Raw genomic sequence first — 25,603 nt, forward strand, 5'->3', positions numbered from 1 at the left:
AGCGTCATGCGAAAATTCCTGACCGCGCTGATCGTGATTCCGCTGGGCCTGCTGCTTGTCGTCTTTGCGGTCGCCAACCATCATTTCGTCACGGTCTCCTTCGACCCCTTCATGGCGAACGACCCGGTCTTGTCGATCACGTTGCCGCTGTTTCTGCTTCTGATCCTGGTGGCCGCGCTCGGGGTCCTTGCTGGCGGCTGTGCCGTCTGGTTCGGCCAGCGGCGCTGGCGCCGCGCCGCCCGCCAGCATGAGGCGGATGCGCGCTCGGTGCGGACCGAGCTGGCCGGCCTGCGGGCCTCTGCGGCCGCGGCCAGGCTGGACCAGCGGCAGGATCACAGCTACCAGCCGCAGCGCCTGCCTGCCCCCTCGGGCGCCGGCCTTTACGGTCCCGTCGGGCGAGACAAGCAGCGCGCGACGTTGTAGAAGCGGCCGCACCGAAAACCCGCTTTCCCGCCGCCGGCCGGCGGCTTCCACGCTGTTTGAGACCATGTCCCTGCTCGTCAAAATCTGTGGCCTGTCCACGCGCGAGACGCTTGAAGTGGCGCTCGACGCGGGCGCCGACATGGTGGGGTTCGTGTTCTTTCCGCCATCGCCGCGGCACCTGTCGCTGGAGGTTGGACGAGACCTCGGTCGCCAGGTCAAAAAGCGCGCGCTGAAGGTCGCGCTCACGGTCGACGCTGACGATGCGACCCTCGACAACATCATGGATGCGCTGTCGCCGGATATCCTGCAGCTGCACGGCAAGGAAAGCGTCGCCCGGCTGCGCGACATCAAGCAAAAATTCGGCCGTCCGGTGATGAAGGCGATGCCGGTCGAAACCGCAGCCGATCTCGCCGTGCTGCCCGGCTATGCCGCGGTCGCCGACCGCATCCTGTTCGATGCGCGGGCGCCGAAGGACGCGACGCGGCCCGGCGGCCTAGGGGCGCCCTTCGATTGGCACCTGCTCGAAAACCTCGATCTGCACGTGCCCTACATGGTCTCGGGCGGCCTGCATGCAGAGAACGTCGCGGAAGCCCTGCGCGTCACCGGCGCCGGCGGCGTCGACGTCTCCTCCGGTGTCGAGAGCGCCCCAGGCGTGAAGGATCCCGAGATGATCAAAGCCTTCATTCGCGCAAGCCGCGCCATCCAAGAGTTGAGCGTACGATGAACATCGCCAAACCAAATTCCTACCGCAGCGGCCCCGACGAGGGCGGCCATTTCGGCATCTTTGGCGGACGCTTCGTCGCCGAAACGTTGATGCCGCTGATCCTCGACCTGGAGAAGGCCTACGCCGCGGCCAAGGCCGACCCGGCCTTCCAGGCCGAGATGAACGGCTATCTCAAGCACTATGTCGGTCGGCCCTCGCCGCTCTATTTCGCGGAGCGCCTGACCGAGCACCTGGGCGGCGCAAAAATCTATTTCAAGCGCGAGGAGCTGAACCACACCGGCTCGCACAAGGTGAACAACGTGCTCGGCCAGATCATGCTGGCGCGCCGCATGGGCAAGAAGCGCATCATCGCCGAGACCGGCGCCGGCCAGCACGGTGTTGCGACCGCAACGCTGTGCGCGCGCTTCGGGCTCGAATGCGTGGTCTATATGGGCGCGGTCGACGTCGAGCGGCAGCAACCCAACGTCATCCGCATGGAGATGCTGGGCGCAAAGGTGTTTCCGGTGCAGTCGGGTACGCGCACGCTCAAGGACGCCATGAACGAGGCGCTGCGCGACTGGGTCACCAACGTGCACAACACCTTCTATTGCATCGGCACGGTCGCAGGTCCGCATCCCTATCCGACGTTGGTGCGCGACTTCCAGTCGGTGATCGGCAGCGAGACCAAGGTTCAGATGCAGGAGGTCGAGGGACGCCTGCCGGACTCGCTCGTCGCCTGCATCGGCGGCGGCTCCAATGCCATGGGCCTGTTCCATCCCTTCCTCGATGATCCCACAGTGGAGATTTTTGGCGTCGAGGCGGCGGGGCATGGGCTGACGCAGTTGCATGCGGCCTCGATCGCCGGCGGTCGTCCCGGCGTGCTGCACGGCAATCGCACCTATCTCCTGATGAACGAGGACGGCCAGATCCAGGACGCGCATTCGATCTCGGCCGGTCTCGACTATCCCGGCATCGGCCCCGAGCATTCCTGGCTGCATGAGATCGGCCGCGTGAAGTACCTGTCGGCAACCGACGACGAGGCGCTCGAAGCGTTCCAGCTCCTGTCGCGCCTCGAAGGCATCATCCCCGCGCTCGAGCCTGCGCATGCGATCGCCAAGGTGATGGAGCTCGCGCCGAAGCGGCCGAAAGATCACCTGATGGTCGTCAATCTCTCCGGCCGCGGCGACAAGGACGTCCCGCAGGTCGGTGACATCCTGAAGGGCAAGAAGAAGTGACCACGCGTATCGACACCCGCTTTGCCGAGCTGAAGAAGCAGGGCCGCTCGGCCTTCGTCACCTTCCTGATGGCCGGCGATCCCGATCTTGCGACTTCGCTCGAGATCATCAAGGCGCTGCCGAAGGCGGGCGCCGACGTGATCGAGATCGGCATGCCCTTCACCGATCCGATGGCCGACGGCCCGTCGATCCAGGCCGCGGGCCTGCGTGCGCTCAATGGCGGCATGACGCTGAAGAAGACGCTGGAGCTCGTGCGCGGCTTTCGCAAGGGCGATGACGCCACGCCGATCGTGCTGATGGGCTACTACAATCCGATCTACATCTACGGCGTCGACAAGTTCCTGTCCGATGCCAAGACCGCCGGCGTCGACGGCCTCATCATCGTCGACCTGCCGCCGGAAGAGGACGAGGAGCTTTGCAAGCCGGCGCTGAAGGCCGGCCTCAACTTCATCCGCCTGGCGACGCCGACGACCGACGACAAGCGCCTGCCGGCCGTGCTCGCGAACACGTCGGGCTTCGTCTATTACGTCTCGATCACCGGCATCACGGGTGCGGCGGCCGCCGACAGCACGGCGGTGAGCGAGGCGGTCGCCCGCATCAAGCGCCATACCAAGCTTCCGGTCTGCGTCGGCTTCGGCATCCGCACGCCGGATACGGCACGCGCCATTGCCTCGCATGCCGACGGCGCGGTGGTGGGCACGGCGCTGGTCGATGCCCTGCGCGGCAGCCTCGATTCGCAAGGGCGTGCCACCGCCAAAACCGTTAACGCCGTTGCCGATCTGGCGGCCTCCCTGGCCCAGGGCGTCCGGGGCGCGCAGCAGGCGGCCGAATAGCCATAATTCCGCTGCCAAGACGGACCAAACGGCGGCGGACCAAACGGCGGCTTGCCGGGGAACGCCCCGGCCGCCATATATTCCTCGGGCGATCGGCAAGACCTGTCGCTAAGACCGATCGCTAATCGGAGCAAACCATGAACTGGCTCACCAACGTGGTCCGGCCAAAAATCCGCAACATGCTGCGGCGGGAGACGCCGGAGAATTTGTGGATCAAGTGTCCGGATTCCGGGCAGCTCGTGTTCTACAAGGATGTCGAGGCCAACCAGTTCGTCATCCCCGGCTCGAACTATCACATGCGCATGGGCGCGGTCGCGCGGTTGAAGTCGATCTTCGACAACGAGACCTGGTTCGACGTTGCGCTGCCGGACGTCGCGGCCGATCCGCTGAAATTCCGTGACGAGAAGAAATATGTCGACCGCGTCAAGGATGCCCGCGCGCGCACCAACCTCAACGACGCGATCAAGGTCGGCTACGGCAAGCTCGAAGGCGCGGCTGTCGTGGTCGCCGTGCAGGATTTCGACTTCATGGGCGGCTCGCTTGGCATGGCCGCGGGCGAGGCCATCGTGCGCGGGCTCGAGCTCGCGGTGGAAAAGAAGTCGCCGTTCGTTGTGTTCGCGGCGTCCGGCGGCGCGCGCATGCAGGAAGGCATCTTGTCGCTGATGCAGATGCCGCGCACCACGGTGGCCGTGCAAATGCTGCGCGAGGCAAAACTGCCCTATATCGTCGTGCTGACCAACCCGACCACCGGCGGCGTCACCGCCTCCTACGCGATGCTGGGCGACGTGCAGATCGCCGAGCCCGGTGCGCTGATCGGCTTTGCCGGCGCGCGCGTGATCGAGCAGACCATCCGCGAGAAGCTGCCGGAAGGTTTTCAGCGCGCCGAATATCTGAAGGAGCACGGCATGATCGACATGGTCGTGCACCGTCACGATCTGCGCCCGACGCTGGCGCGACTCTGCCGCATCCTGACCAAGTCACCTGCGCTCGAAGGCGCGCCGAAATCCACGCCGCAAGTCACCAATCCGGCGCAGATCGTGGCGGCTTCCGAGGTGGCGCCGGCCGCGCCGCACGCGTGACACTGCCCACCAACAGCGAAAAACCGTCGCTCGATGAATTGATCGGGCGGCTGTCGGTCCTGCATCAGAAGCGCATCGACCTTGGCCTCGAGCGGATGTACCGTCTGCTCGAGCGTCTCGACCATCCCGAGCGCAGGGTCCCGCCGGTGATTCACATCGCCGGCACCAACGGCAAGGGGTCGACGCTCGCCTATCTCCGCGCGACGCTCGAGGCTGCCGGCCTGCGGGTTCACGCCTACACCTCGCCCTATCTGGTGCGGATCAACGAATGCTTCCGTCTCGGCCGCACCGGTGGCGGCGTGCTGGTCGGTGACGACGAGCTGCGCGAGGCGCTGCAACTGGTCGAGCGCGTCAACGCCGGTGAGCCCGCGACTGTGTTCGAGCTGAAGACCGCGGCCGCCTTCCATCTGTTTGCGCAAAACCCGGCCGACGTTCTGCTGCTGGAGGTCGGCCTCGGCGGCCGGCTCGATTCCACCAACGTCATCGAGACGCCGCTTGCGACCGTGATCACGCCGATCAGCATGGATCACATGGATTTCCTCGGGGACACGCTGGCGTCGATCGCCGGCGAGAAGGCGGCGATCATCAAGCGCGGCGTGCCGGTCATTTCAGCCGAGCAGACGCCGGAGGCGATGGCCGTGATCGAGGCACAGGCCAAATGCATGCGCGCGCCGTTGTTTGCGGCCGGCGAAGGCTGGCACGTCAATGTCGAGCATGGGCGGCTCGTCTATTCCGACGATCGCGGCCTGATGGATCTCACGGCGCCGCGCCTGTTCGGCCGTCATCAATTCGACAACGCCGGTCTTGCGATAGCGACACTGCGCGCGGTCCAGTCTCTCAACGCCAATGCATTCAAGATCAATCACGCCGCGTTCGAAGCCGGCATCGTCAACGCCGAATGGCCGGCGCGGATGCAGCGCATCACATCCGGGGCGCTGCTCGGCTGGGGGCCTCCGGCCTCGGAGATCTGGCTCGATGGCGGGCACAACGCCGAGGGTGGCCGCGTCGCTGCCGCAGCACTCGGCGACCTCGAGGAGCGGGTGTCGCGGCCGCTGGTGGTGATCGCGGGCATGATGGCGAACAAGGACGCGCATGCGTTTCTCGCCAATTTTGCCGGCCTCACCCGCCACATCATCGCGGTGCCGATTCCAGCCACGGAGAACGCGATGCCGGTCCATCGGCTCGCGGATGCGGCGCGCAGCCTCGGCATGCGCGTCGAGATCGCGCCCGGCATCGAGGCCGCGCTGCGCGCATTGTCGCGCCTTGCCTACGAGGTCCCGCCGCGCATTTTGGTCACCGGCTCGCTCTATCTCGCCGGCCACGTGCTCGCGCTCAACGGCACGCCTCCTGCATAGGATTGTCCCGCAGCGAGGGGAGTGACGACGATGCGTTTTGCCGCGATTGCCGATGTGCACGGAAACTATCTGGCGCTGGAGGCGGTCGTTGTCGACATCCGCGCCCACGGCATCAAGGACATCGTCAACCTCGGCGACATGGTGAGCGGCCCGCTCGATGCACGGCGCACGCTGGACGCGCTGATCGCGCTCGATGCCGTCCATGTGCTCGGCAATCACGATCGCTATCTGCTCGATCGTCCCCCGGAGAAGATGGGCTCGTGGGATCGTCCGGCACATGCGCAGCTCGACAGTTCGCATCTCGACTGGCTGCGCGCGCAGCCGATGACGCGCGTGCTCCGCGATCAGGTCTTCTTGTGCCACGCGACGCCCGACAACGACGAGGTCTACTGGCTCGACACCGTGCATCCGGACGGCACGGTCGCGCTAGCGTCGCTCGATCGGATCGAGCAACTCGCAAAAGGGATCACGCAATCGCTGATCCTCTGCGCGCATACGCATCTGGCGCGAGCGGTCCGGCTTCGCGACAACAGGCTGATCGTCAATCCCGGCAGCGTCGGCAGTCCCGGCTATCGCGACACGCACCCCTATCCGCATGTGGTCGAAGCCGGTACGCCGCACGCGCGCTATGCGATCCTTGAGCTGGCTGAAGGCGCTTGGCAGGTGACGTTCCGTCACGTGCCCTATGATCACGAGGCGATGGCTGCGCTGGCGCGCCGCAACGGTCAGCCCGAACTTGCGAACGCGCTGGCGACCGGCTGGATCAAGTAGCTTTCACCGGCGAAACAGGGGACGCCACGGGCCTTGACAGGTATGTAAGCGCGCTTATTATAAGTGCGCTTACATACGGAGGGCATCGTGAGCGACATGCAGGCTTGGCAGTACGAATACGCGATCGAGACGAGTGCGACGGCGGACACCATCTGGAGCGTTTTCCGCGACGTCCCCGGTTGGAAGAATTGGAACGCGGGGATCGAACGCATTGACATTGAGGGGCCGTTCTCGGCCGGAACGTGGTTCACGATGAAGCCTCCCGGCGAGGAGCCACTGCGCTCGCAACTGGTCGAGGTCAGTGAGAACGAATGTTTTGTGGACGAAACGCGCGTCGGAGATCTCGTGATCGCTGTCGCCCATCGCATCGAATATGCCGGACCGAAGCGCACGCGCATCGTCTATGCTGTCGACGCCAATGGACCCCAGGCCTCCGTGATCGGCCCCGCTGTTGCGTCGGATTTTCCCGAGGTTCTTGCAAGCCTCGCCAAGCTCGCCGAAACGAAACAGGCGGAGAGGATGGACCAGCAATGAAGCAACCGCCGCTGCCGACACGGCTATCCGGCCCGGCTGAAAGCCCGGGCTTCCTGCTGTGGAAGATTTCGAACGCCTGGCAGCGGCAGCAACGGGCGGCGCTTCAGCCTTTCGGGCTCACCCATTCCCAGTTCGTGGTGCTGGCAACGGCGACCTGGTTCAGCGCGTCCGAAACCCTGACCCAGGCGCGGATTTCCCAGCTCACTGGGATCGATCCGATGACGACGTCGCAGGTTCTGCGCGCGTTGGAAGCGGCTCGCTTGATCCAGCGGGTCGACCATCCCACCGATCCGCGCGCCAAGTCGATCACGGTCACCAAGGCAGGCCGCGATCTCGCCCGCGAGGCCGTCCCCGTCGTGGAGGATGTCGACGCCGCCTTCTTCGAACCGCTGGCGTCCGATACCAAGCGGCTGGTCGCGATGTTTCAGGCGCTTGTTCAGGGCACTGAGCGAACCGAAGACGACGCCAAATGAAAACGACCGGCGAAGCGCCGGCCGTTCAAAACAGTCTCGTGGTCGTGACGCGAATCAGACCGAAGCGGTGATCCACTGCTGCAGCTTTGCCTTCGGCGCCGCGCCGACCTGGCGGGAAGCCATCTCGCCGCCTTTGAAGATCATCAACGTCGGAATCGACATCACGCCATACTTCGAGGCGGTCTTCGGGCTCTCGTCGACGTTGAGTTTCACGATCTTGACCTTGTCGCCCATCGCGCCGGCGATCTCGTCGAGCGCGGGGGCGATCATGCGGCAGGGGCCGCACCACTCGGCCCAGAAATCGACCACGACCGGGCCGTCCGCCTTGAGCACCTGGGCTTCGAAATCGGCGTCAGAGACCTTGCTAACGGCCATTGGAGTTACCTCGTACGGTTGAAGGAAGAGGCGTGACATGGAATCGCGCCCGGGATCATGCCGTTCAACCTATGAACGGCTCCTTGCCGGGTCAAGGACGCTCACACTGAGATGAAGGGATGCCAGTGCCGCGTCCAGCGCGGAGGCTGAAATCTCCATATATTCAAGGGCCTCGGTCCAGAGCAGGACAGCCCGGATCGGCGTCTGGGGATAAAGCCTGGCGAGCACGGCGCGGTAAAACGCCAACTGCCTGACATAAGCCGCGGGCGCCTCGGCGGCCGACTTGGGCGGGGTCTGGTTGGTTTTGAAATCAACGATCAGGACTTCGCCCGCGCCCACCACGAGCCGGTCGATCTGCCCGGACACCAGCGCGGGCGCGCAGCCAGGACGCTCCAGCCGGCCGACGATCGCGACCTCCGCGCGGCTGCCCGCAGCAAACACCGCAGCAAAGCGCGGATCGGAGATCAGGGCGAGCACTTTTTCGGCCAGCGCCTGCCGCTCCGGTTCCGGCCAATCCGATGCGTTGCGGGAGAGGAAGCCACGCGCCGCCTCGCGTCGCCGCTCGGCGGCGATATCGGGGAGCGACTGCAGCAGCCGGTGCACCAGCGTGCCGCGCTGCAGGGCCAGCGTCCGGGACTGGACCGATTCGCCGCTGCGCACCGCACGTCCCTCCTCGGCGCTTTGGCCGGAGGGACGGACGAGATCGTCGTCCAACGATTCGCGCGGTGCCGGCGTTCGCAGCCAGGACGGCAGCTCGATATGTTCATCGGCCGAGGCCGTCGGCACGCCCAGCGCGGTGACATCCTCCGGCCGCGCGAATCGCGTGACCTTGCCGAGCGGCGTCTCGATGATCTCCTTTTCGAGGCCCGAGCCGGTGAGCCCGGTGTCGATCAAATCGTACCAGCTCAGCTTGCGGACCGTCTTCATGTTGCCGGGCATGCAGCCGCCGACGATCAGCCTATCCGCCGCGCGCGTCATCGCGACATAGAGCAGGCGGCGATACTCGTCCTCGGTCTCGGCCAGCATTGCGCTCCGTGCGTCGATCAGGGGCTTTGGATCATCCGCCTTGCGGCCGGCCCAGACCACGACCTCGCCGCCATTGCCGCGCGGCACCTGGATCAGCCGCAGCCGCTGCGTGTCCGCGGGCGACGACGTCGTGTCGACCATGAACACGACGGAGGCCTCCAGGCCCTTGGCGCCATGCACGGTCATGACGCGGACCTCGTCGCGCGAGATTTCCATGTCACGCTTCACCTCGGTGTCGGCCGAGCGCAGCCAGGCCATGAAACCCTGCAGCGAGGCCGGCGCCTTGCGCTCATAGTTCAGCGCGAGCTCCAAGAATTCATCGAGCGCGTCATTGGCCTCATGGCCGAGTCGGCGCAGGATGCGCGCCCGCCCGCCATCTCCGCCGAGCAGCCAGGCATAGAACGCGAACGGCGTCTCCTCGCGCGCGCGAACCTCGCAGGCTTCGAGCCGACGAAGTGCGGCTGCGAATTTTTCGTCTCTCGCGGCACGATCGCCGAGTGCGCGGCGCAGCGATCCCTTGCGGCCCCAGCCGATCGCAAACAAATCATCGTCATCGAGCCCGAACAGCGGGCTCTTCAGCGCCACCGCAAGCGCAAGGTCGTCCTGCGGCAACAGCAGCGCATCGGCGAGATTCATCAGGTCGATGATGGCGATGTGCTCGGTCAGCTTCAGCCGGTCGGCGCCGGCGACCGGGATGCCTGCATGCTTCAACGCCTGGATCACCGCGTCGAACGCGTTGCCGCGCCGGCGCACCAGGATCAGCATGTCGCCATAGCGCAGCGGGCGCCGCTCGCCCTCGTGCCCCGTCAGCGTGCCGCTCTCGACCAGCCGCTTGATCTCGGCCTGGATGCGGCGGGAAAGTTTTACCTCGGGGCTGGTCACGGAGACGCCGTCGAACGGCGCGCGCCAGCCTTCGATGTCCTGCTTGTCGTCGGCGACGGCGAGATCCCAGAGCTCGATCAGGCTTGGACCTGCATCGGCCAGCGCGTGATGCAGGGGATGGCCGATGTCGATCGAGTGGATGCTGCCGTAGATCTGGGGTTCACGGAACACGTGATCGACGGAGTGTAGGATCGTCGCGCCCGACCGGAACGAATAGGTGAAAGCGACAGGATCGAACTTCAGCCCGGCGGCGGTGAACTTGCGGTGCAGCTCGCGCCGCCGCTGATCGAACTCGTGGGGTGCTGCGCCCTGGAACGAGAAGATCGACTGTTTTTCGTCGCCGACCGCAAACACCGTCCGGTTCAGCCCCTCGCGCGCGCCGGCGCCGGCGGTGAATTCGGAGATGATATGGGCGACAATGTCCCATTGCCGCGGGCTCGTGTCCTGGGCTTCGTCGATCAACACGTGATCGACGCCGCGGTCGAGCTTGTAATGCACCCAGCCCGAGCTGATGCGGTCCAGCATCGCCAGTGTCTTGTCGATCAGGTCGTCATAGTCGAGCAGCCCGCGCTCCTGCTTCTCGCGCCTATAGTTCGCAGCCGCAGCCGTTGCGATATGCAGCAGTGCCTCGGTGCGGTCGCGGACCGTCACGGCGCGGCGACGTTCGACCAGCGTCGTCAGGCGCTGCGCCTCCGCCTCGAACAGGCGCGCCACGGACGGATTGTGGTCGCCGAATCTCTTGGTCACCACAGCCTTGCGCGGCAGCTTTTCGTCGGTCAGGAAGACGCTGAGATAGGCGTCGACCTGTGCGGCGCCGGAGAAGATCTTTGCTTCCTGCAGCCGTCCCGCCTGGGTCTTGTCGGATGCGGCACCGTCATCGAGAGCGAAGGCGATGTCATCCCAGCGCGACCGCGGCAGGAATGGCCCGTCCAGGATCTCCTGCTCGATGTCTTCCAAACGATCATCCGGGGAGACGCCGAGCACGGCCGCCATCTGCGCGGCCGCCGCTGCGGCGCTGCCGGCCTGATCGGTCCAGGCCATGAAATGATCGCGGCTGAGACAGGCCTCGCGCACGACCTCCTTGAACGTGACATCGGCCGCGCTGGCCATGGCGGTCAGGAGCGCCCGTCCCGTGACGCTGTCGGGGGCGCGCGCGGCCTCCAGCAGGACCTTCAGATTGGCGCGCTCCATCATGTCGGTCTGGTCGCGCTCGTCGATGACGGCAAAGCGCGCCGGCACGTTGGCCTCGAACGGAAACTGCTGGAGCAGGCGGGTGCACAGCGCGTGAATGGTCTGCACCTTCAATCCGCCCGGCGTCTCCAGCGCGCAGGCGAACAGTTTTCGCGCCTCGCGCCGCATCTTTGCATTCGGATGCGGAATGCCGGCCGCGCGGATCGCGCTATCGAGCGCAGCATCATCCAGCGTCACCCAGTGCCCGAGCGTGGTGAACACGCGCTCGGCCATGTTGGCCGCCGCTGCCTTGGTGAAGGTGATGCAGAGGATCTTTTCCGGCGGCACGCCCGCGAGCAGCAGGCGGATCACCCGCTGCACCAGCACATGCGTCTTGCCCGAGCCGGCATTGGCCGACACGAAGGCCGATGCGGTCGGGTCCGACGCGCGGGCCTGCGTCGCACGCACGGCATCGGGGATGGGGCGGGGCGCCTTCACCATTCCTCGATCCCCAGGCCGCCGGCGGCCGACCATTCCTTGATGCGGGCGAGATCATCATAGGCGCCGTAGCGGTTGGTCCACATCGGCAGGTTCAGGGAGGTGTAGGCCTGGTTCTCGTCCTCGAAGGCGCGGATCAGGGCTTCAAGCTTGCGCCGCGCGTCTGCGGCTGCGGTGTCCGGCGGCTGTGGCTCGTCGCCCGGCTTGATTTTCAGTTCGAGGATGCGCTCCTCTCCCGGCGGGTTGTTGCCGCTGAGTCTGACATAGACGAGCTGGCTGACCGATGAGCCCGCATCGATGTCGGAAAAACCGCCTTCGCGCAAAATCGCGGCTTCCAAGGTGAGCTGCGGAGACAGGCCCATGCGGACTTGCTTGCCGGTCGGCGGCTGACCCGTCTTGTAGTCGAGGATGGCGTAGCCGCCGCCTTGGCGCCGCTCGATGCGATCGGCACGTGCGGAGAGACGGAAGGCGCGCTCATTGTCGAGCTGGATCGATATCTCGCCGCGGGTCTCCGCGTTGATCGTCTCGATCACGTCGCGTCGCGCCATCTCCCATTCGCCGAACCAGCGCGCGATGCGCTGGAAGCGCGGCCACCACAGCGCGCGGGCTTCCGGCCGTTCCATCAGCGGCGCAAAATGCTTTTCGCCGATCTCGCGCAGTGCGCGCGCTGGATCCGGCGGCAGGCGTTCCGCAAACTTTTCGGTGAACTCGCCAAGCGCTTCGTGAATGGCGGAGCCGCGGTCGGCGGCCGACAGCGGCATGTCGACGGGATCGAGCGCATCCAGTCGCAAAATGTACTTTGCGTAGATCGTGTAGGGATCGCGCAGCCAGTCCTCGATCGCAGTGACCGAGAGTTTGAGGGGGCGTGTTGCGCGCGGCGGCCGCGGCTCGGGCTGCTTGATTGGCTCGACCTCGTGGGGACGGTCGAGCTCGTTCGCATAGGCGACGTATTTTTCACCGGCACGCACCGCCGCTTTCCAGCGATCGGCGCCCGCGACAGCCTCGAGGCGATGCAGGAAACGCGAGGCCACGGCCGGTGCGCCGCCGGCCTTGGCAGAGTGTGTGAGGATGACTTCGTCGGCGCCGAGCAGTTGCGCAAAATCGTGCGCGGAGAGGCCGATGCGCCGTTCCGGGAGGTCGAGGCCAAGCTCGTGTCGCATCGGTCGGCTGAGCCAGGGATCGATGCGCGGCGCGGGCGGCCACACGCCTTCGATCAGGCCGCCGATGATGACGCGGTCGGTCTGCATCAGCCGCGATTCCAGGGGACCATAGATGTGCAGCCGCGCCCCCGGCTTGTCGCCGCGGCGCACCGCGCGATCGCCGAATGCGGTCTGGAAGACGTCCGGGTAGTCCGGAAGCGGCACCATCAGCCCGCTCCTGACCTCGCCGCGCAGCAAATCGTCGAAGGCGCTCGCGAGCGCCAGCCCTTCGCGCTCCTCGAAGGCGAGCGGGATGCCATGCTCGTCACGCGACAATGCGATCAGGATTTCGCGATGACGATAAGCGAGCTCGGCGAAATCATACGGTCTTGACGAGGCCAGGTTCTCGATCGGCGCCAGCGCCGTCTGCAAGGCCGCGATCAGCGCCTGGATACGATCGAGGTCTTCGGCCTTCAGGCGCGCACGCGGCTCAGATCGATGCAGCGCGGATGCTTCTTCGCGCCACAGCTTGGAGAGCTCGTCGCGGAAGCGCGCGAATTCGCGCGACAGGCCGGCGGAGCCCGCGGGCGGCCGCGTCCCGCGCAACACCGCGAGCTCCAGCCCTTCGATCGCGCGCTTCCAGGCGCCAGGCGTGCTACCCAGCCGGCACAGTGGATGCTTCAACAGCGCGAGCAGCGTCGGCGGCTCAAGCCCCTTGGTCGCGGCTTCCGCCGTGAGCCGTGCAAAGATGCCGGCTGATGTTTCCATCAGCACGTCGCCGCCGGAATCGTCGAAGGCGAGGTTCCAGCGCGCGAGCGCCGCCATCACGCGGCGGGCCAGCGCGCGATCCGGCGTCACCAGCGCCGCCGATTTGTCGAGATGCCGCGCCTCGCGCATCGCGATCGCAATCGCGAGCGCCTCCATTTCCGGATTGGGCGCCGCGACGACCGCGAGGTTTGCCATGCCGCCCGCAATCTTCGCCGCCACATCCGGCTGCTTCAGCCGGTCATGCCATATCTCCGTCCTGGTGGACGGCCGCATCGACTCGGATGCGAGCAGATCGCGGCCATGTTCGGCCGGCGGCTGTAGCACCTCGACGTCGCTGCGCTTGATGCCGAAGCGCTGGAGCAGGCCATGCATCGCATATTGCGGATGGTTCGAGGCCGGTTGCTCGGTGATGCCCAGCAGGTCCCTGCTGCCGCCGATTGTCTGCCAGGCGTCCTCGTCGAGATCGGTGTCGAGCCCCGGCAGCACCACGGCGCCGTGCGGCAGTGAGGCGACCGCATGCAGGAACTTTGCGGTGGCCGGCATCGAACCGGTGGAGCCTGCGGCGATCACGGGGCCTGCCGGGTGTGCGGTCAGGCGCCGTGCTTCCGCAGATATCAACTGGTCGCGCCGCGCGGCCGGCTCGATCCGGCCGATCTCGGCGAGATGGCTGGGCCACGCGATCTTCGCGATGCGCAGGAATTCGAGCGAGTGCTGCCAATATTGATCGAGATTATCAGGCACGAGGCCATCGAGCGCGCCCCAATCGACGCCGCGCGTCACCATGTCGTCGATCAGGCGCGCCAGGTCCGACGCCAGCGCAAGCGTCGAGGCCGGACCGCCGACCACGAGCGGCGCCAGCACCTCGCCCTTGGCCCAGGCCGCCACCAGTCGCGCCAGCGTCAGCCGCCGTTCGAGCTCGCCAAGGCGTGGCGGAATCTCGAGCGGCTCGGCGCCCGAGAACTGTTCGGCCTCACCTGCGAACGCGAGCTCGTCCTCGTCGATGTCGCCGAGCGCGACGATGCGCGGCAGCACGACCGCGTCCGACTTCATCTCGTCGAGGAAGATCTCGCGTACCACCCGCATCGCGCGTCGCGTCGGCAGATAGAGCGTCGCGTCCGCAAGCCGCGCCGGCTCCTTGCGCGCCTCAAAACCGTCGACGAGCCGGCCGTCGAGCAGCGCGGCCACGACCGTGCGCAGAAACGGAACTGAGATGGGAACACTGAAGACGCGCATGGCTGCCTGATTCGCGAGATCAGGCGCCAATATAGGGAGCCACGCTCAGATGGTCATGGGCGCAGGCGGGGTCTTCCCCGGTGTTAGGGCCCCATATCGTCTGTCATCGTCCGCGAAGGCGGACGATCCAGTATTCCAGAGACGGTGACGTGATGCGGAGAAGCTGCGGCGTACTGGATACCCCGCCTTCGCGGGGCATGACAGCGTCACGAGCGGTGGCAGCCTACGCCACGCTCTCCAAATACGCCTCTTCCGCGGCATGCACGGCGTCGGGGGTGCCGACATGCATCCACAGGCCGTCGAGCCGCAGGCCGAACAGCCGATCCTGCTCACTGGCGCGGTCGAACATCTTTGTCAGCGAGAATTCGCCCTTGGGCGCGTTAGTGAAGATCGACGGCGACATGATGGCGGCGCCGGCATAGACGAACGGCACCACTTCCTTCTCCCGCCGGGCCCGCAGAGTGCCATCCGGCAGCATGGAGTAATCGCCGCGTCCGCTGTAGCCGATGCTGCTCGCGGTCGGGGCCATCAAGAGCATGATGTCCATCCGGGCCGGATCAAAATTTTCGGCGAGCCGCGCCAGATTGGAGCGGACGCCGTCGATCCACAGCGTGTCGGAATTGACGTGATAGAACGGCGCATCGCCGAGCAGCGGCAGCGCCTTGACCACGCCGCCGCCGGTGCCGAGCACCTGGTTGCGCTCGTCGGAAATGGTCACGTGCGGCAGCTTGCGGGTGGCGACATGATCGATGATCTGGTCGCCCAGATAGTGCACGTTGACCACGGCCTCGGTGACGCCGGCCTGACCGAGCTTGTCGAGCACATGGTCGAGCAGTGGCTGGCCGGCCACCGGAACCAGGGGCTTTGGCATCTTATCCGTCAGGGGGCGCATGCGCAGGCCCAGCCCTGCGGCGAGCACCATGGCTTTGGTCGGTTTGACGGACATCGGTCGGCTTTCTCAGAACCTCAATTTCGCGGCCGCAGCAATCCTGGCATGGGGCAACCCTAGCATGAGGATCTGCCGACCGCATCGAACCTGACCGCCATAGTCACCCGAGGTGACGTTTGTACGACGGGTGTTGCACTCAGGCCCCGGCCGCTGTGGACCGTGCCTTTTTCTTCTTGTCGCCCTGCTTGAGGAAATTGACGCCGATCTGGTCGCCATTGACCCAGGCAAGCTCGCAGCGCCGGTAGGCAAGGCCCGTCGACGACAGCAGGAGAAAAAATTCCTTCAAATGGAGGCCCTCGACCGAGCCGTCGACCGTCAGCTTGGCGCCGGTTTCGGAGACGTCCTCCATGGTGCAGTCCCGCCGCCAGGTGCCGTCGATCCCCATCATCTGGGCGGGAATCCCCCGCTCGAAGACGACGCGGTTACCGCCGCCGCGCTGATCGGTATTCGCCGCCATACTCCTCGCTCCAGCCCCGTAACCTTCCGGCCTCCTGCGGCGCAGATTACCGGCGCGACGGCTAACAGCCGGTAAATCAGGGCCCGAATCAGGCTTTTGGCGGCGGGACGTTGGCGAGGTACCAGTCGCGTAAGTGGGCGAGCGACGGGTGGGCCAGCGAGCGGTTGAGATAAGTCCAGATCCGCGGCTGGTGGCGCAGATAATGCGGCTTGCCGTCGCGGCGGTTGAGGCGGGCGAAGGTGCCGAGCAGCCGTGTATTCCGCTGCGCCGACATGATGGCGTAGAGCTCGGCAAAACCGGCCGCGTCAAAGCTCGCATCATCAGTGCGGCGCGCCTTGATGTAGCGCGACAGCAACGTCAGCTCGAGGCTTTCGGGCACGTCGATGCGGGCGTCCTGGAGCAGCGACACCACGTCATAGGATTTAGGCCCGAGCACGGTGTCCTGGAAATCGATCACGCCGACGCGTGCAATCCCGGCGCGGCCTTCGAGCCAGATCAGGTTCGGCGAGTGATAGTCGCGCAGCACCCAGGTTTTTGGCGCGGCAATGGGCCTTTGCAACAGCTCGCGCCACATCGCGAAAAATTCCGCGCGCTTTTCGTCGGAGAGTTCGGCGCCACGGTCCGGCAGATACCATTCCGGCATCAGGCCGATCTCGATCAGCAGCGCGTCGGTGTCGAACACCGGAATGGCGTGGTCGGTGGTGCCTGCCAGCGGCAGCGTCTCCGGCAATGTCTTGCCAAGCAGCGCGGCCAGCAGATCGGTTGCGGCCTCGTAGCGCTCGGCGATCGGGCGCGGCGGATCGCCCTCGATGACGCCCTCGCTGCCAAAATCCTCGGTGATGAGAAAGCCGTGGTCGAGATCGGAACGATGGATTACGGGCGCCGAAATGCCCTGCGCGCGCAGGCCCTCGTCGATGGCAACGAACGGCTTGACGTTCTCGGCGAGATGCACGGCAGCGCTATAGGATTTTCCGTTGTAGATCGCGGCGCCATCCGGCCGCTGCGGTGAGTTCATGAGGATGACGATTTCGTCGTCGCGGATCAGTCGCGCATAGGAGCGGGTCGAAGCATCGCCGGCCATCCGTCGGCGCGTGGCCTCCATGTAGCCGGCCGCATCGAGGAACTCGCGCAGCGCCTTCAATCGCGCGACGATTGCTGCCGCCTTGCCGTGGCCGGTGATATCAGCCGCGCGCGCGGTCGAGCCCAGCGCCGGACGATGCGTGAGCGCGATGTCGATGCGATCCGCAGGGAGGGCCGATGGCGCGCGCTCCGGCCATTCGATCAGCGCCAGCGTTCCCTCCGGCAGCGGCGACAGACCGATCTCCTCGAGCTCGCCTTCATCCTCGACGCGGTAGAGGTCGGCATGTAGAACCGGGACGGGCAAATGTTCGTAGCCCTGCACCAGCGTGAAGGTCGGGCTCGGCACCTCCAGCGTCTCGTCGCCGGCGAGATAGCGGATCATGGCGCGCGCGGCCGCCGTCTTGCCCGCGCCGAGATCGGCTGACAGCGTGATGACGTCTCCGGCGCCGACGAGTAGCGCAAGGTCGGCCATCAGCTCTGCAGTGGCCGTCTCGTTGACAAGCGCGACGGAGAATGTCGTTGACGCGTTCATTCGGCGGCGTCGCGATGCGCCGCCTGGTCGGTCGGGAAATCGCAGGTCACGGTGGTGCCTTTGCCGACGAGCGAATCCACCCGCACCTTGCCGCCATGCAGCTCGACGAAGGAGCGCACCAGCGATAGCCCAAGGCCGGCGCCGCGATGGCGCGAGCCCTGCGAGCGGCTCTCGAACCAGTTGAACACCTTGTCCTTCATGTCGGCGGGAATTCCAGGCCCGGAATCCGTCACGGTGAAGATGACGTTGCGCTCGGAGCGGCGCGCGCTGATGCCGACCACGGAGTCCGGCGGCGAGAAGCCGACGGCGTTGGCGAGCAGATTATACAGCACCTGCACCACGCGCTTCTCGTCGCCGACGAAGCTGCCGACATCGGGTGCAATGTCGACCTTGAGACGGATGCGGTCGGTGGCGAGCCGGTCCTGGATGCCTTCGGCGGCCAGCTCGATCGTCTTGGAGACGTCGACCGGGCCGAGCTCGAGCTTCATCGCGCCGGCGTCGATGGTCGCGAGATCGAGGATGTTGTTGGTCAGCGCCAGCAGCGCATTGGTCGACTTGGTGACGTAGTCGAGATATTCGGCCTGCTTCGGCGTCAGCGGCCCGGTCGAGGGATCGCTGAGGAAATGCGCGAAGCCGATGATGGTGGTCAGCGGCGAGCGTAGCTCGTAGGAGACGTGGTGGACGAAGTCCACCTTCATCTGGTCGGCGGTCTCCAGCGCCTCGTTGCGTTCACGCAGCGCGCGCTCGACATTCTCGGTGTCGGTGATGTCCTGGAAGGTCAGCATGGTCGCGCCGTCGGGCAGGGGGCGGATCATGCAGTCGAGCACGCTGCCGTCCTTGCGCTCCAGCTTCAGCAGCACGTCGACGCGGTTCTCGATCGAGGTGATGGCTTCCCGGATCTGACGCCAGACGTTGGCGTCGTCGAACAGCTGGTGGCACCAGCTCTCGACGGTGTGGATATGCGGCTGTTCGTTCAGCGCCTCACCTGACAGCTTCCACATCCGCGCAAAAGTCGGGTTGAAGAGCTGCGCCTTGCCGTTGCTGCCGAACACCGCCACGCCCTCGGCGAGGCTGTCCAGCGTCTCGCGCTGCACGCGGATCAGGCCGTCGAAGCGCCGCGCGAGATCGAGGCTCTCGGTGACGTCGTCGAACAGATAGGTGACGCCGCCTTCGGGATTCGGCGTGGTCACGACCGACAACGCGCGCCCGTCGGGCAGGAACCAGGTGTCCTTGGCGGTCTCGACGGCGCGATAGGCTTCGTGCAGCTTTACCTTCCAGGCGCGGAAGTCCGGCTGCTCCGGCAGTTTTCGCGCGGCGCGGAGCTGGTCGAGCACGCTGGAATCGTCCGGATTGGAATCCAGGAAGTTGCGGTCGAGATCCCACAGCCGACGGTAGGAATCGTTGTAGAAGGCGAGCCGCCGCTGGCCGTCGAACACCGCGACGCCGGAGGAGAGCTGGTCGAGCGTGCGGCGATGCGCCTCCGCCATCCGCACCAGCGCCGAGCTGAGCGCGTCGGCTTCGCTGGCGTCGATCGCGACGCCGACACTGCTTGCGCCGACATTGACGGCGCGCACGTCGTAGATGCGGCGCTCGCCGCCGATCACGATCGGCAGGCGCGAGGTGAAGTGAGCTGCCTCCTTCAGGCCGCGCTCCATGTCGGTGCGGTCGGCGCTGTCGAGCAGTTCGAGCTTGCGCTCCTGGGCATCGATGACGCTGTGCGCTTCCGTTGCCCGCACATAGGCCGGGTTGGCGTAGGTCAGCGCGCCGTTGGCGCCCTTGGCCCAGATCGGCCAGGGCGCGGAGGCCGCGAAGCCGCGCAGCATCTCGGTCTCGTCCAGCAGCGCCTTGTGGCGCAGACTGGTTTCGGCGAGTTCGCGCCGCAGGCCCGAAAGTTCGCGAATCCTCACAATGGCTTGGCCGCCGATGGCGCGCCCGATGGCTTCGAGCGTGTGGCCGTTGGAAGTGGTCACATTGAGCTGGAAGCCGTCGCCGCGTTCGCGCAAGCCACCGACGGCGTGGTCCATCTGCAGCGCCGGTTCCGGCGGCAGCCAGGTTCCGAAGGCGAGCACGCGCTGCGGGGATGAGTCCCGCGGCAGCACCATGGAGATGTCGCCGGAAATCTGCGCGCGATTGTCGCCAGCCGGCCACGAGATCAGGATCTGCGGTTCCGCAAACAGCAGCGCGCCAAAACGGTCGGCTTGCAGTTGGAGTTCCCCGATCCGGGCGTGCAGCCGCGCCTCGTTCTTGGCCGTGCGCACGCGCGTGCGCATCAACAGGATCGCGGCCATGACCGAGAAGCCGAGCAGGGCCAGCGCGGTCGTCAGCACCGCGATTTCCTGCCGGTTGAAGTCCAGTAGTGTCGATAGGGTGTCGATGAGGTCCGCGGCATGCGCAGGCCCAGCCGGAAGCAGCGCTGCGAGAGCGCTACCGATCAGGCTGTTGCGCACCAGTGATGTGCACGACAGCAGCGTCCGACGCATCGACACGATCACGCCTGACATAATTGCCCCAAGACCGCACGATTTTGCGCGCGGCGACTTCCCCCGCCGCGCGCGAATCAAACGACAATATCCGCTTCGTGACTCCACCGGTAAGAGTCCAGATCGTGAACGTAAAGACGGGCGCACAAAAAGTGGCGGCCGCGCGAATCCTGGCGTGTAGTTTTGCGGTCAATCCTGCGGATTTGAGGCGGGGCTAAAGCGTTTTCCAGCGCTCTAGCGGCCGGTCGAGCCGAAACCGCCGGCGCCGCGATCGGTCTCCGACAGCGAGGCGACGGGAACCAGCGCGGCCTGCACCACCGGCGCGATCACCATCTGCGCAATGCGTTCGCCGCGGCGAATCACGAAGGGCACCCCGCCATGGTTGATCAGGATGACCTTGATCTCGCCGCGATAATCCGCGTCGATCGTGCCGGGCGAGTTCAGCACGGTGACGCCGTGCTTGGCCGCGAGCCCGGAGCGCGGCCGCACCTGCGCCTCGAAACCCGGCGGCAGCGCGATGGCGAGCCCGGTCGGCACCATCGCGTGCTTGCCTGATGCAAGCGTCAGCGGTTCGGCATCGGGAACAGCGGCCAAGAGATCGAGGCCGGCGGCCTCGGTGGTCTGATAGGCCGGCAGTGGCAGGCCGTCCGCGTGCGGCAGACGTTGGACCTCAACGGTGACTTTCGTGCTCAAGAGGCCGGCTCCAGCGGTTTGTCGGCGAGGCTTTTGGCGATATGGGTGACCAGTTCGGTGGCAACCTGTTCCTTGGTCATGACAGGCCAGGAATCAACCGCGATGTCGCCGTCCTTCTCGCTATTCTTGCTGAGCAGGTGCACGGTGTTGCGGTCGCCGCCCATCACGCCTGTGGCGGGCGAAACGTCGTTGGCGACGATCCAGTCGCAGCCCTTGCGCTTCAGCTTTGCCTTTGCGTTGTCGATGAGATGCTCGGTCTCGGCGGCAAAGCCGATCACCAGCGGCGGGCGCTTGTCCTTCATCTTCGAGATCGTGGCAAGGATGTCGGGATTCTCCACGAGCTGGAGGGGCGGCATGCCCGCGGACGTCTTCTTCAGCTTCTGCGCGCCTTCGCTGGCGACGCGCCAATCGGCGACCGCAGCGGCGAAGATTGCGATATCGACGGGAAGCGCAGCCTCGACCTGCTCCAGCATGTGACGCGCCGATTCCACATGCCTGACCGTGACGCCCGCGGGATCATCGAGATCGACCGGACCGCTCACCAAGATCACCTCAGCGCCGGCGGCTTGCGCGGCGGCGGCAATCGCAAAACCCTGCTTGCCGGAGGAGCGGTTCGCGATGTAGCGCACGGGATCGATCGGCTCGTGGGTGGGCCCCGCGGTGATCAGCACGCGCTTGCCGGCCAGCGGCCGCGGCACCGGCGGCCGCAGCAGGCGCTCGGCGGCGGCCGCGATCTCGATCGCCTCCGACATCCGGCCGGTGCCGGCTTCGCCCGCTTCCGCCATCTCGCCGGTATTGGGGCCGATGAAGGCGACGCCGTCGCGCGTCAGCTGCGCCACGTTGCGTCGCGTCGCGGCGTTGGCCCACATCAGCGGGTTCATGGCCGGCGCGATCAGGATCTTGCGGTTGGCGGCAAGCAGGATGGCGCTGGCGAGATCGTCGGCGTGGCCGCCTGCCATCTTGGCCATCAGGTCGGCGGTCGCAGGTGCCACCACGATCAGGTCGCAGTCGCGCGCGAGGCGAATATGGCCGGCGTCGAACTCGCTCTGGGGGTCGAACAGGTCGGTATAGACCCGCTCATGCGACAAGGCGCTGACCGCGAGCGGCGTGACGAATTGCTGCGCCGCCTTGGTCAGGACGCAGCGAACCTCGATCCGCCGCTCCTTCAGCCGCCGGATCAGGTCCAGCGACTTGTAGGCGGCAATCCCGCCGCCGATGATCAGGGTGACGCTGGCGATCAGTGTGACGCCGGCCTCAGCGAGGGCGCTGGTGCGCTGGGGCACGGCAGCAGGGGATGCCGCCGTTGACGCGGCGGAGCCCGTCAGCGGCTCCTCGCGGCCCTCGATGAGCTCGCGCAGGATGACCCGGACCTCCTCCTCGACCGAGCGGCGGTTCTTGGCCGATCGGAGCCGAAGGTAGGTTTTGACGCCTTCGTCGAGTTTACGGATGGTCAGGCTCGCCATGACACCCTCCAGCACAAAATGATATCGATGCTATCACTGTGATGATTGCATCGCAATCAAAGATTCCGGACGGCGATCAGGATTCCGATGAAGGTGGCGGCAATGATCCAGAGCGCGACGGTGCGCCAGCGATTCTTGCGGCCCTCGCTGCGGCCCATCGCGGCGATGGTCTCCGGCGACAGCCGCAGGCCTTCCCGTGTCATCGCCTCCAACTGCTCCAGCACCACGACCGAACGCGCGGCAATGTCGGGCAGCCGCATCAGCACCTTGGCGAGGTCGCCGGTCCCGGCGAGCGCCCCCTGCACCCGGCCGATCGGGCCGAGATTGCGCTCGATCCACTCGCGTACTACGGGGTCGGCGATCTTCCAGATGTCGAGTTTCGGATCGAAGCCGCGCGCCACGCCCTCGACCACGACCATGGTCTTCTGCAGCAGGATCAACTCGGGTCGCGTGGTCATGTCGAACAGGCCGGTGACCTCGAGCAGCAGCGTGAGCAGCCGCGCCATCGAGATTTCTTCCGCCGTGCGATTGTGAATCGGCTCGCCGATCGCGCGGATCGCCTGCGCAAAATTCTCGACCGAGTGGTGCGCGGGCACGTAGCCCGCCTCGAAGTGCACTTCCGCCACGCGGCGATAGTCGCGGGTGATGAAGCCGAGCAGGATTTCGGCGAGGAAGCGCCGCTCCTTCATGCCGAGCCGGCCCATGATGCCGAAATCGACAGCGACGAGACGACCCGTATCATCGAGGAACAGATTCCCCGGATGCATGTCGGCGTGGAAAAAACCGTCGCGCAGCGCGTGCCGCAGAAAACTCTGGATCACCTTGCGGCCGAGATCGGGCAGGTCGACCTGCGCCTCTTGCAGGCGCTTGTGATCGTTCAGCGCGATGCCGTCGATCCACTCCATCGTCAGCACGTTGTGCGTGGTGCGGTCCCAATCCACCGTCGGCACGCGGAAATCCGGGTCGTCGCGCGTGTTCTCCGCCATCTCGGACAGGGCTGCCGCCTCCAGCCGCAAATCCATCTCCATCGCGACCGAGCGCGACATGGTGTTGATGACTTCGATGAGGCGCAGACGGCGCGCCTCGGCCGAGTAAGTTTCGGCCTTGTGCGCAACGAAGAAGAAATCGGAGAGGTCGCGGCGGAAGCGCGAGGACACGTTGGGCCGCAGCACCTTGATCGCGACTGGCTGTCTGATGCCATTGCGCAGCACCTCACCGCGATGGACCTGCGCGATCGAGGCGGCTGCGACTGCGGGGCCGAAATTGACGAACACGTCCGTCAGCGGCCGTTCGAGCGAGACGGCGATCGCGGCTTCCGCTTCTGCTTGCGGAAACGGCGGTAGGCGGTCCTGCAGGCTTTCGAGATCGTTCGCGATGTTGACGCCGACGACGTCGGGGCGCGTCGCCAGGAACTGCCCGAGCTTCAGATAGGCCGGGCCGAGGCGCGTCAGCGCGCGCGACAGGCGGGCCCCCTGCTTGGCGCCGCGCCGTTCGACCAGACGCGCCAGCTTGAGCGCAAGCTGGCCGGGCGGCGGCACCAGGCTCGGATCGATCGAGCCGAACACGCCCTCGCGCGCAAACACCAGCGCGGCGCGGGCCAGGCGCGCAATGTGGGTAATTGCAGAGATCACAAACGCCAGCCCGAATGCAGTGCCACGATGCCGCCGGACAGGGTCTGCCAGGTGACGCGGGAGAAGCCGGCCTCGCGGATCATCTCAGCGAAAGCGTTGGGCTTGGGGAATTTGCGGATCGACTCGACGAGATACTGATAGGACTCCGCGTCTCCGGTCACCATGCGGCCGAGCGGCGGAATCACCTTGAAGGAAAACAGATCGTAGAGACGATCGAGTCCGGGCATCTCGACGGTCGAGAACTCCAGGCACAGGAAGCGGCTGCCCGGCCTCAACACGCGATAGGCCTCGCGCAAAGCGAGGTCAATCCGCGGCACGTTGCGGATGCCGAACGCGATCGTGTAGGCGTCAAAGCTGCGGTCGGCAAAGCCGAGCGTTTCGGCATTGCCTTCCACGAAATCGACCTGGGCGTCGAGATGCCGCTTCAAGGCGCGCTCGCGGCCCACGGCCAGCATGTCCGAATTGATGTCGCAGACGGTGGCATGGAAGCCCGCACCCGCGGCCTTCGCCGCACGGAAGGCGATGTCGCCGGTGCCGCCGGCGACGTCGAGCAGGGCAAAGGGGTGGTCGCTCCTCGGCGGATCGAGCCTGGTGATCATGATGTCCTTCCAGACCCGGTGCAGACCGCCCGACATCAGATCGTTCATCAGGTCGTAACGCGAGGCGACGCTGTGAAACACCTCGTTCACCAGCGTCTGCTTGTCCCCTAAGGGCACGTCCCTGTAGCCAAAATGGGTGGTTTCGCCCGGCCGATCCATCACTCTACTCCACGACGCCGACCATAGCGCGGCCGGCGCAATGGCGCTATCACACCACCCTCATAAGGTGAATGCCTGACCATGCCTGAATTGCCCGAAGTCGAGACCGTCCGCCGCGGGCTTCAGCCCGTCATGGAGGGTGCCAAAATCGTCAAGGCGGAGGCCCGCAGGGCCGATTTGCGCTTTCCCTTTCAGCCCGACTTCGTCAAGCGGCTGCAGGGACAGATCGTCACGGGGCTTGGCCGGCGCGCAAAATATCTCATGGCCGATCTCGCCTCCGGCGACGTGCTCTTGATGCATCTCGGGATGTCCGGCTCGTTTCGCGTCATCAAGCTAGATGCCGAAAAATCGCCCGGCGAATTTCATTATCCACGGGCTAAGGATTCGACCCACGATCACGTCCTGTTCCGGATGTCGTCCGGAGCCGACATCGTCTTCAACGATCCGCGCCGCTTCGGTTACATGAAAGTGATCGCGCGCAACGCCCTCGATCAGGAGCCGCTGTTGCGCGGGCTCGGCCCGGAGCCGCTCGGCAATGAGTTCGATGCCGCGATGCTCGCGGAGTCCTGTGCCGGCAAGAAGACCAGCCTGAAGGCCGCGCTGCTCGACCAGCGCGTGGTGGCGGGGCTTGGCAACATCTATGTCTGCGAAGCGCTGCATCGCTCGCATCTGTCGCCGCGGCGGATCGCCGCGACGCTGGCCACGAAAAAGGGCGAGCCGACGGATCATGCCGGGCGGCTGGTCGGCGCGATCCACGCCGTGCTCAACGACGCCATCAAGGCCGGCGGATCGAGCTTGCGCGATCATCGACAGACCACGGGCGAGCTCGGCTATTTCCAGCACTCGTTCAAGGTTTACGACCGCGAGGGCGAGACGTGCAAAACGCCGGGCTGCGGCGGCACCGTGAAGCGGTTTACCCAGAACGGTCGATCGACCTTCTGGTGTCCGAAATGTCAGAAGTGAGGTTTGGGCGCCGCGCCCGTCCAACGAAGCGAAGCAATCCGGCAGGGCTGGTGTGCCGGATTGCTTCGTCGCTAAAACTCCTCGCGAGCGTGAGCGCGAG

General features: G+C 65.9%; 21 protein-coding genes. 10 read left to right on the plus strand and 11 right to left on the minus strand.

All coding sequences use genetic code 11. The annotated features are described in order from the left end of the window. Positions 1 to 6: 6 nt before the first annotated feature. From KUF59_RS01355 to KUF59_RS01395, 9 genes are all read left to right on the plus strand, one after another. Complete coding sequence (locus KUF59_RS01355) at positions 7 to 423, plus strand: lipopolysaccharide assembly protein LapA domain-containing protein (RefSeq protein ID WP_212456290.1); 417 nt, start codon at positions 7 to 9, stop codon at positions 421 to 423. A gap of 64 nt (positions 424 to 487) precedes the next feature. Then, positions 488 to 1,147 carry a phosphoribosylanthranilate isomerase gene (locus KUF59_RS01360; protein ID WP_212456289.1) on the plus strand — a complete coding sequence of 220 codons (660 nt, stop codon included), beginning with the start codon at positions 488 to 490 and terminating at the stop codon, positions 1,145 to 1,147. Beyond that, complete coding sequence (gene trpB, locus KUF59_RS01365; protein ID WP_212456288.1) at positions 1,144 to 2,361, plus strand: tryptophan synthase subunit beta; 1,218 nt, start codon at positions 1,144 to 1,146, stop codon at positions 2,359 to 2,361. Before KUF59_RS01360 ends, trpB begins: the two co-directional genes overlap by 4 nt. After that, the gene (gene trpA / locus KUF59_RS01370; RefSeq protein WP_212456287.1) at positions 2,358 to 3,194 is read left to right on the plus strand and encodes a tryptophan synthase subunit alpha; all 837 of its coding nucleotides are present in this window, start codon (positions 2,358 to 2,360) and stop codon (positions 3,192 to 3,194) included. The genes trpB and trpA overlap by 4 nt, the downstream gene beginning before the upstream one ends. A 137-nt stretch (positions 3,195 to 3,331) precedes the next feature. Next, positions 3,332 to 4,273, plus strand: a complete 942-nt coding sequence (gene accD, locus KUF59_RS01375) for an acetyl-CoA carboxylase, carboxyltransferase subunit beta (protein WP_212456286.1) — start codon at positions 3,332 to 3,334, stop codon at positions 4,271 to 4,273. 95 nt (positions 4,274 to 4,368) lie between these two features. Continuing rightward, a complete protein-coding gene (locus tag KUF59_RS01380) occupies positions 4,369 to 5,628 on the plus strand; it encodes a bifunctional folylpolyglutamate synthase/dihydrofolate synthase (protein ID WP_408918141.1) in 1,260 nt (419 codons plus the stop codon). Positions 5,629 to 5,658: 30 nt separating this feature from the next. Then, positions 5,659 to 6,399: a metallophosphoesterase family protein gene (locus KUF59_RS01385; RefSeq protein WP_212456284.1), complete on the plus strand. Its 741-nt coding sequence runs from the start codon at positions 5,659 to 5,661 to the stop codon at positions 6,397 to 6,399. A 96-nt stretch (positions 6,400 to 6,495) separates the two neighbouring features. Then, complete coding sequence (locus KUF59_RS01390) at positions 6,496 to 6,933, plus strand: SRPBCC family protein (RefSeq protein ID WP_249140091.1); 438 nt, start codon at positions 6,496 to 6,498, stop codon at positions 6,931 to 6,933. Continuing rightward, a complete protein-coding gene (locus KUF59_RS01395) occupies positions 6,930 to 7,406 on the plus strand; it encodes a MarR family winged helix-turn-helix transcriptional regulator (RefSeq protein WP_212456282.1) in 477 nt (158 codons plus the stop codon). Before KUF59_RS01390 ends, KUF59_RS01395 begins: the two co-directional genes overlap by 4 nt. A 54-nt stretch (positions 7,407 to 7,460) precedes the next feature. Here the strand turns inward: KUF59_RS01395 and trxA are convergent, their stop codons facing one another. From trxA to ubiE, 11 genes are all read right to left on the minus strand, one after another. Continuing rightward, entirely contained in the window at positions 7,461 to 7,781 is a 321-nt protein-coding gene (gene trxA, locus KUF59_RS01400) for a thioredoxin (protein WP_140980672.1), read from the minus strand. 69 nt (positions 7,782 to 7,850) lie between these two features. Continuing rightward, positions 7,851 to 11,360 carry a double-strand break repair helicase AddA gene (gene addA / locus KUF59_RS01405; RefSeq protein WP_212456281.1) on the minus strand — a complete coding sequence of 1,170 codons (3,510 nt, stop codon included), beginning with the start codon at positions 11,358 to 11,360 and terminating at the stop codon, positions 7,851 to 7,853. Further along, positions 11,354 to 14,497, minus strand: a complete 3,144-nt coding sequence (gene addB / locus KUF59_RS01410; protein ID WP_212456280.1) for a double-strand break repair protein AddB — start codon at positions 14,495 to 14,497, stop codon at positions 11,354 to 11,356. Before addB ends, addA begins: the two co-directional genes overlap by 7 nt. A 223-nt stretch (positions 14,498 to 14,720) precedes the next feature. Beyond that, a complete protein-coding gene (locus KUF59_RS01415) occupies positions 14,721 to 15,443 on the minus strand; it encodes a nucleotidyltransferase family protein (RefSeq protein WP_212456279.1) in 723 nt (240 codons plus the stop codon). Positions 15,444 to 15,582: 139 nt separating this feature from the next. Then, positions 15,583 to 15,903: a PilZ domain-containing protein gene (locus KUF59_RS01420; protein WP_212456278.1), complete on the minus strand. Its 321-nt coding sequence runs from the start codon at positions 15,901 to 15,903 to the stop codon at positions 15,583 to 15,585. A gap of 88 nt (positions 15,904 to 15,991) precedes the next feature. Continuing rightward, positions 15,992 to 17,515: a tRNA (adenosine(37)-N6)-threonylcarbamoyltransferase complex ATPase subunit type 1 TsaE gene (tsaE, locus tag KUF59_RS01425; RefSeq protein WP_258768093.1), complete on the minus strand. Its 1,524-nt coding sequence runs from the start codon at positions 17,513 to 17,515 to the stop codon at positions 15,992 to 15,994. Continuing rightward, positions 17,512 to 20,016, minus strand: a complete 2,505-nt coding sequence (locus tag KUF59_RS01430; protein WP_212456276.1) for a sensor histidine kinase — start codon at positions 20,014 to 20,016, stop codon at positions 17,512 to 17,514. Before KUF59_RS01430 ends, tsaE begins: the two co-directional genes overlap by 4 nt. Positions 20,017 to 20,229: 213 nt before the next feature. Further along, complete coding sequence (gene dut, locus KUF59_RS01435; protein WP_212456275.1) at positions 20,230 to 20,688, minus strand: dUTP diphosphatase; 459 nt, start codon at positions 20,686 to 20,688, stop codon at positions 20,230 to 20,232. Then, entirely contained in the window at positions 20,685 to 22,151 is a 1,467-nt protein-coding gene (coaBC, locus tag KUF59_RS01440; RefSeq protein WP_258768094.1) for a bifunctional phosphopantothenoylcysteine decarboxylase/phosphopantothenate--cysteine ligase CoaBC, read from the minus strand. Before coaBC ends, dut begins: the two co-directional genes overlap by 4 nt. 56 nt (positions 22,152 to 22,207) lie before the next feature. Continuing rightward, positions 22,208 to 23,782, minus strand: coding sequence for a 2-polyprenylphenol 6-hydroxylase (gene ubiB / locus KUF59_RS01445; protein ID WP_212456273.1), 1,575 nt, complete (start codon positions 23,780 to 23,782; stop codon positions 22,208 to 22,210). After that, the gene (ubiE, locus tag KUF59_RS01450) at positions 23,779 to 24,540 is read right to left on the minus strand and encodes a bifunctional demethylmenaquinone methyltransferase/2-methoxy-6-polyprenyl-1,4-benzoquinol methylase UbiE (RefSeq protein WP_212456272.1); all 762 of its coding nucleotides are present in this window, start codon (positions 24,538 to 24,540) and stop codon (positions 23,779 to 23,781) included. Before ubiE ends, ubiB begins: the two co-directional genes overlap by 4 nt. An 81-nt stretch (positions 24,541 to 24,621) precedes the next feature. Here ubiE and mutM point away from each other — a divergent pair, with 81 nt between their 5' ends. Beyond that, positions 24,622 to 25,503: a bifunctional DNA-formamidopyrimidine glycosylase/DNA-(apurinic or apyrimidinic site) lyase gene (gene mutM, locus KUF59_RS01455; RefSeq protein ID WP_212456271.1), complete on the plus strand. Its 882-nt coding sequence runs from the start codon at positions 24,622 to 24,624 to the stop codon at positions 25,501 to 25,503. Positions 25,504 to 25,603 lie beyond the last annotated feature (100 nt).

The organism is Bradyrhizobium arachidis (genome assembly GCF_024758505.1).
Taxonomy (GTDB): Bacteria; Pseudomonadota; Alphaproteobacteria; order Rhizobiales; family Xanthobacteraceae; genus Bradyrhizobium; species Bradyrhizobium manausense_C.

Coding starts and splice junctions, on each gene's coding strand:
- KUF59_RS01395 (WP_212456282.1), top strand. CDS start 6,930: ATGAAGCAACCGCCGCTGCCGACACGGCTATCCGGCCCGGCTGAAAGC.
- trpB (WP_212456288.1), top strand. CDS start 1,144: ATGAACATCGCCAAACCAAATTCCTACCGCAGCGGCCCCGACGAGGGC.
- mutM (WP_212456271.1), top strand. CDS start 24,622: ATGCCTGAATTGCCCGAAGTCGAGACCGTCCGCCGCGGGCTTCAGCCC.
- KUF59_RS01415 (WP_212456279.1), bottom strand. CDS start 15,443: ATGTCCGTCAAACCGACCAAAGCCATGGTGCTCGCCGCAGGGCTGGGC.
- tsaE (WP_258768093.1), bottom strand. CDS start 17,515: ATGAACGCGTCAACGACATTCTCCGTCGCGCTTGTCAACGAGACGGCC.
- addB (WP_212456280.1), bottom strand. CDS start 14,497: ATGCGCGTCTTCAGTGTTCCCATCTCAGTTCCGTTTCTGCGCACGGTC.
- coaBC (WP_258768094.1), bottom strand. CDS start 22,151: ATGGCGAGCCTGACCATCCGTAAACTCGACGAAGGCGTCAAAACCTAC.
- KUF59_RS01355 (WP_212456290.1), top strand. CDS start 7: ATGCGAAAATTCCTGACCGCGCTGATCGTGATTCCGCTGGGCCTGCTG.
- KUF59_RS01385 (WP_212456284.1), top strand. CDS start 5,659: ATGCGTTTTGCCGCGATTGCCGATGTGCACGGAAACTATCTGGCGCTG.
- KUF59_RS01430 (WP_212456276.1), bottom strand. CDS start 20,016: ATGTCAGGCGTGATCGTGTCGATGCGTCGGACGCTGCTGTCGTGCACA.
- KUF59_RS01420 (WP_212456278.1), bottom strand. CDS start 15,903: ATGGCGGCGAATACCGATCAGCGCGGCGGCGGTAACCGCGTCGTCTTC.
- addA (WP_212456281.1), bottom strand. CDS start 11,360: ATGGTGAAGGCGCCCCGCCCCATCCCCGATGCCGTGCGTGCGACGCAG.
- ubiE (WP_212456272.1), bottom strand. CDS start 24,540: ATGGATCGGCCGGGCGAAACCACCCATTTTGGCTACAGGGACGTGCCC.
- KUF59_RS01380 (WP_408918141.1), top strand. CDS start 4,369: ATGTACCGTCTGCTCGAGCGTCTCGACCATCCCGAGCGCAGGGTCCCG.
- accD (WP_212456286.1), top strand. CDS start 3,332: ATGAACTGGCTCACCAACGTGGTCCGGCCAAAAATCCGCAACATGCTG.
- trxA (WP_140980672.1), bottom strand. CDS start 7,781: ATGGCCGTTAGCAAGGTCTCTGACGCCGATTTCGAAGCCCAGGTGCTC.
- KUF59_RS01390 (WP_249140091.1), top strand. CDS start 6,496: ATGCAGGCTTGGCAGTACGAATACGCGATCGAGACGAGTGCGACGGCG.
- KUF59_RS01360 (WP_212456289.1), top strand. CDS start 488: ATGTCCCTGCTCGTCAAAATCTGTGGCCTGTCCACGCGCGAGACGCTT.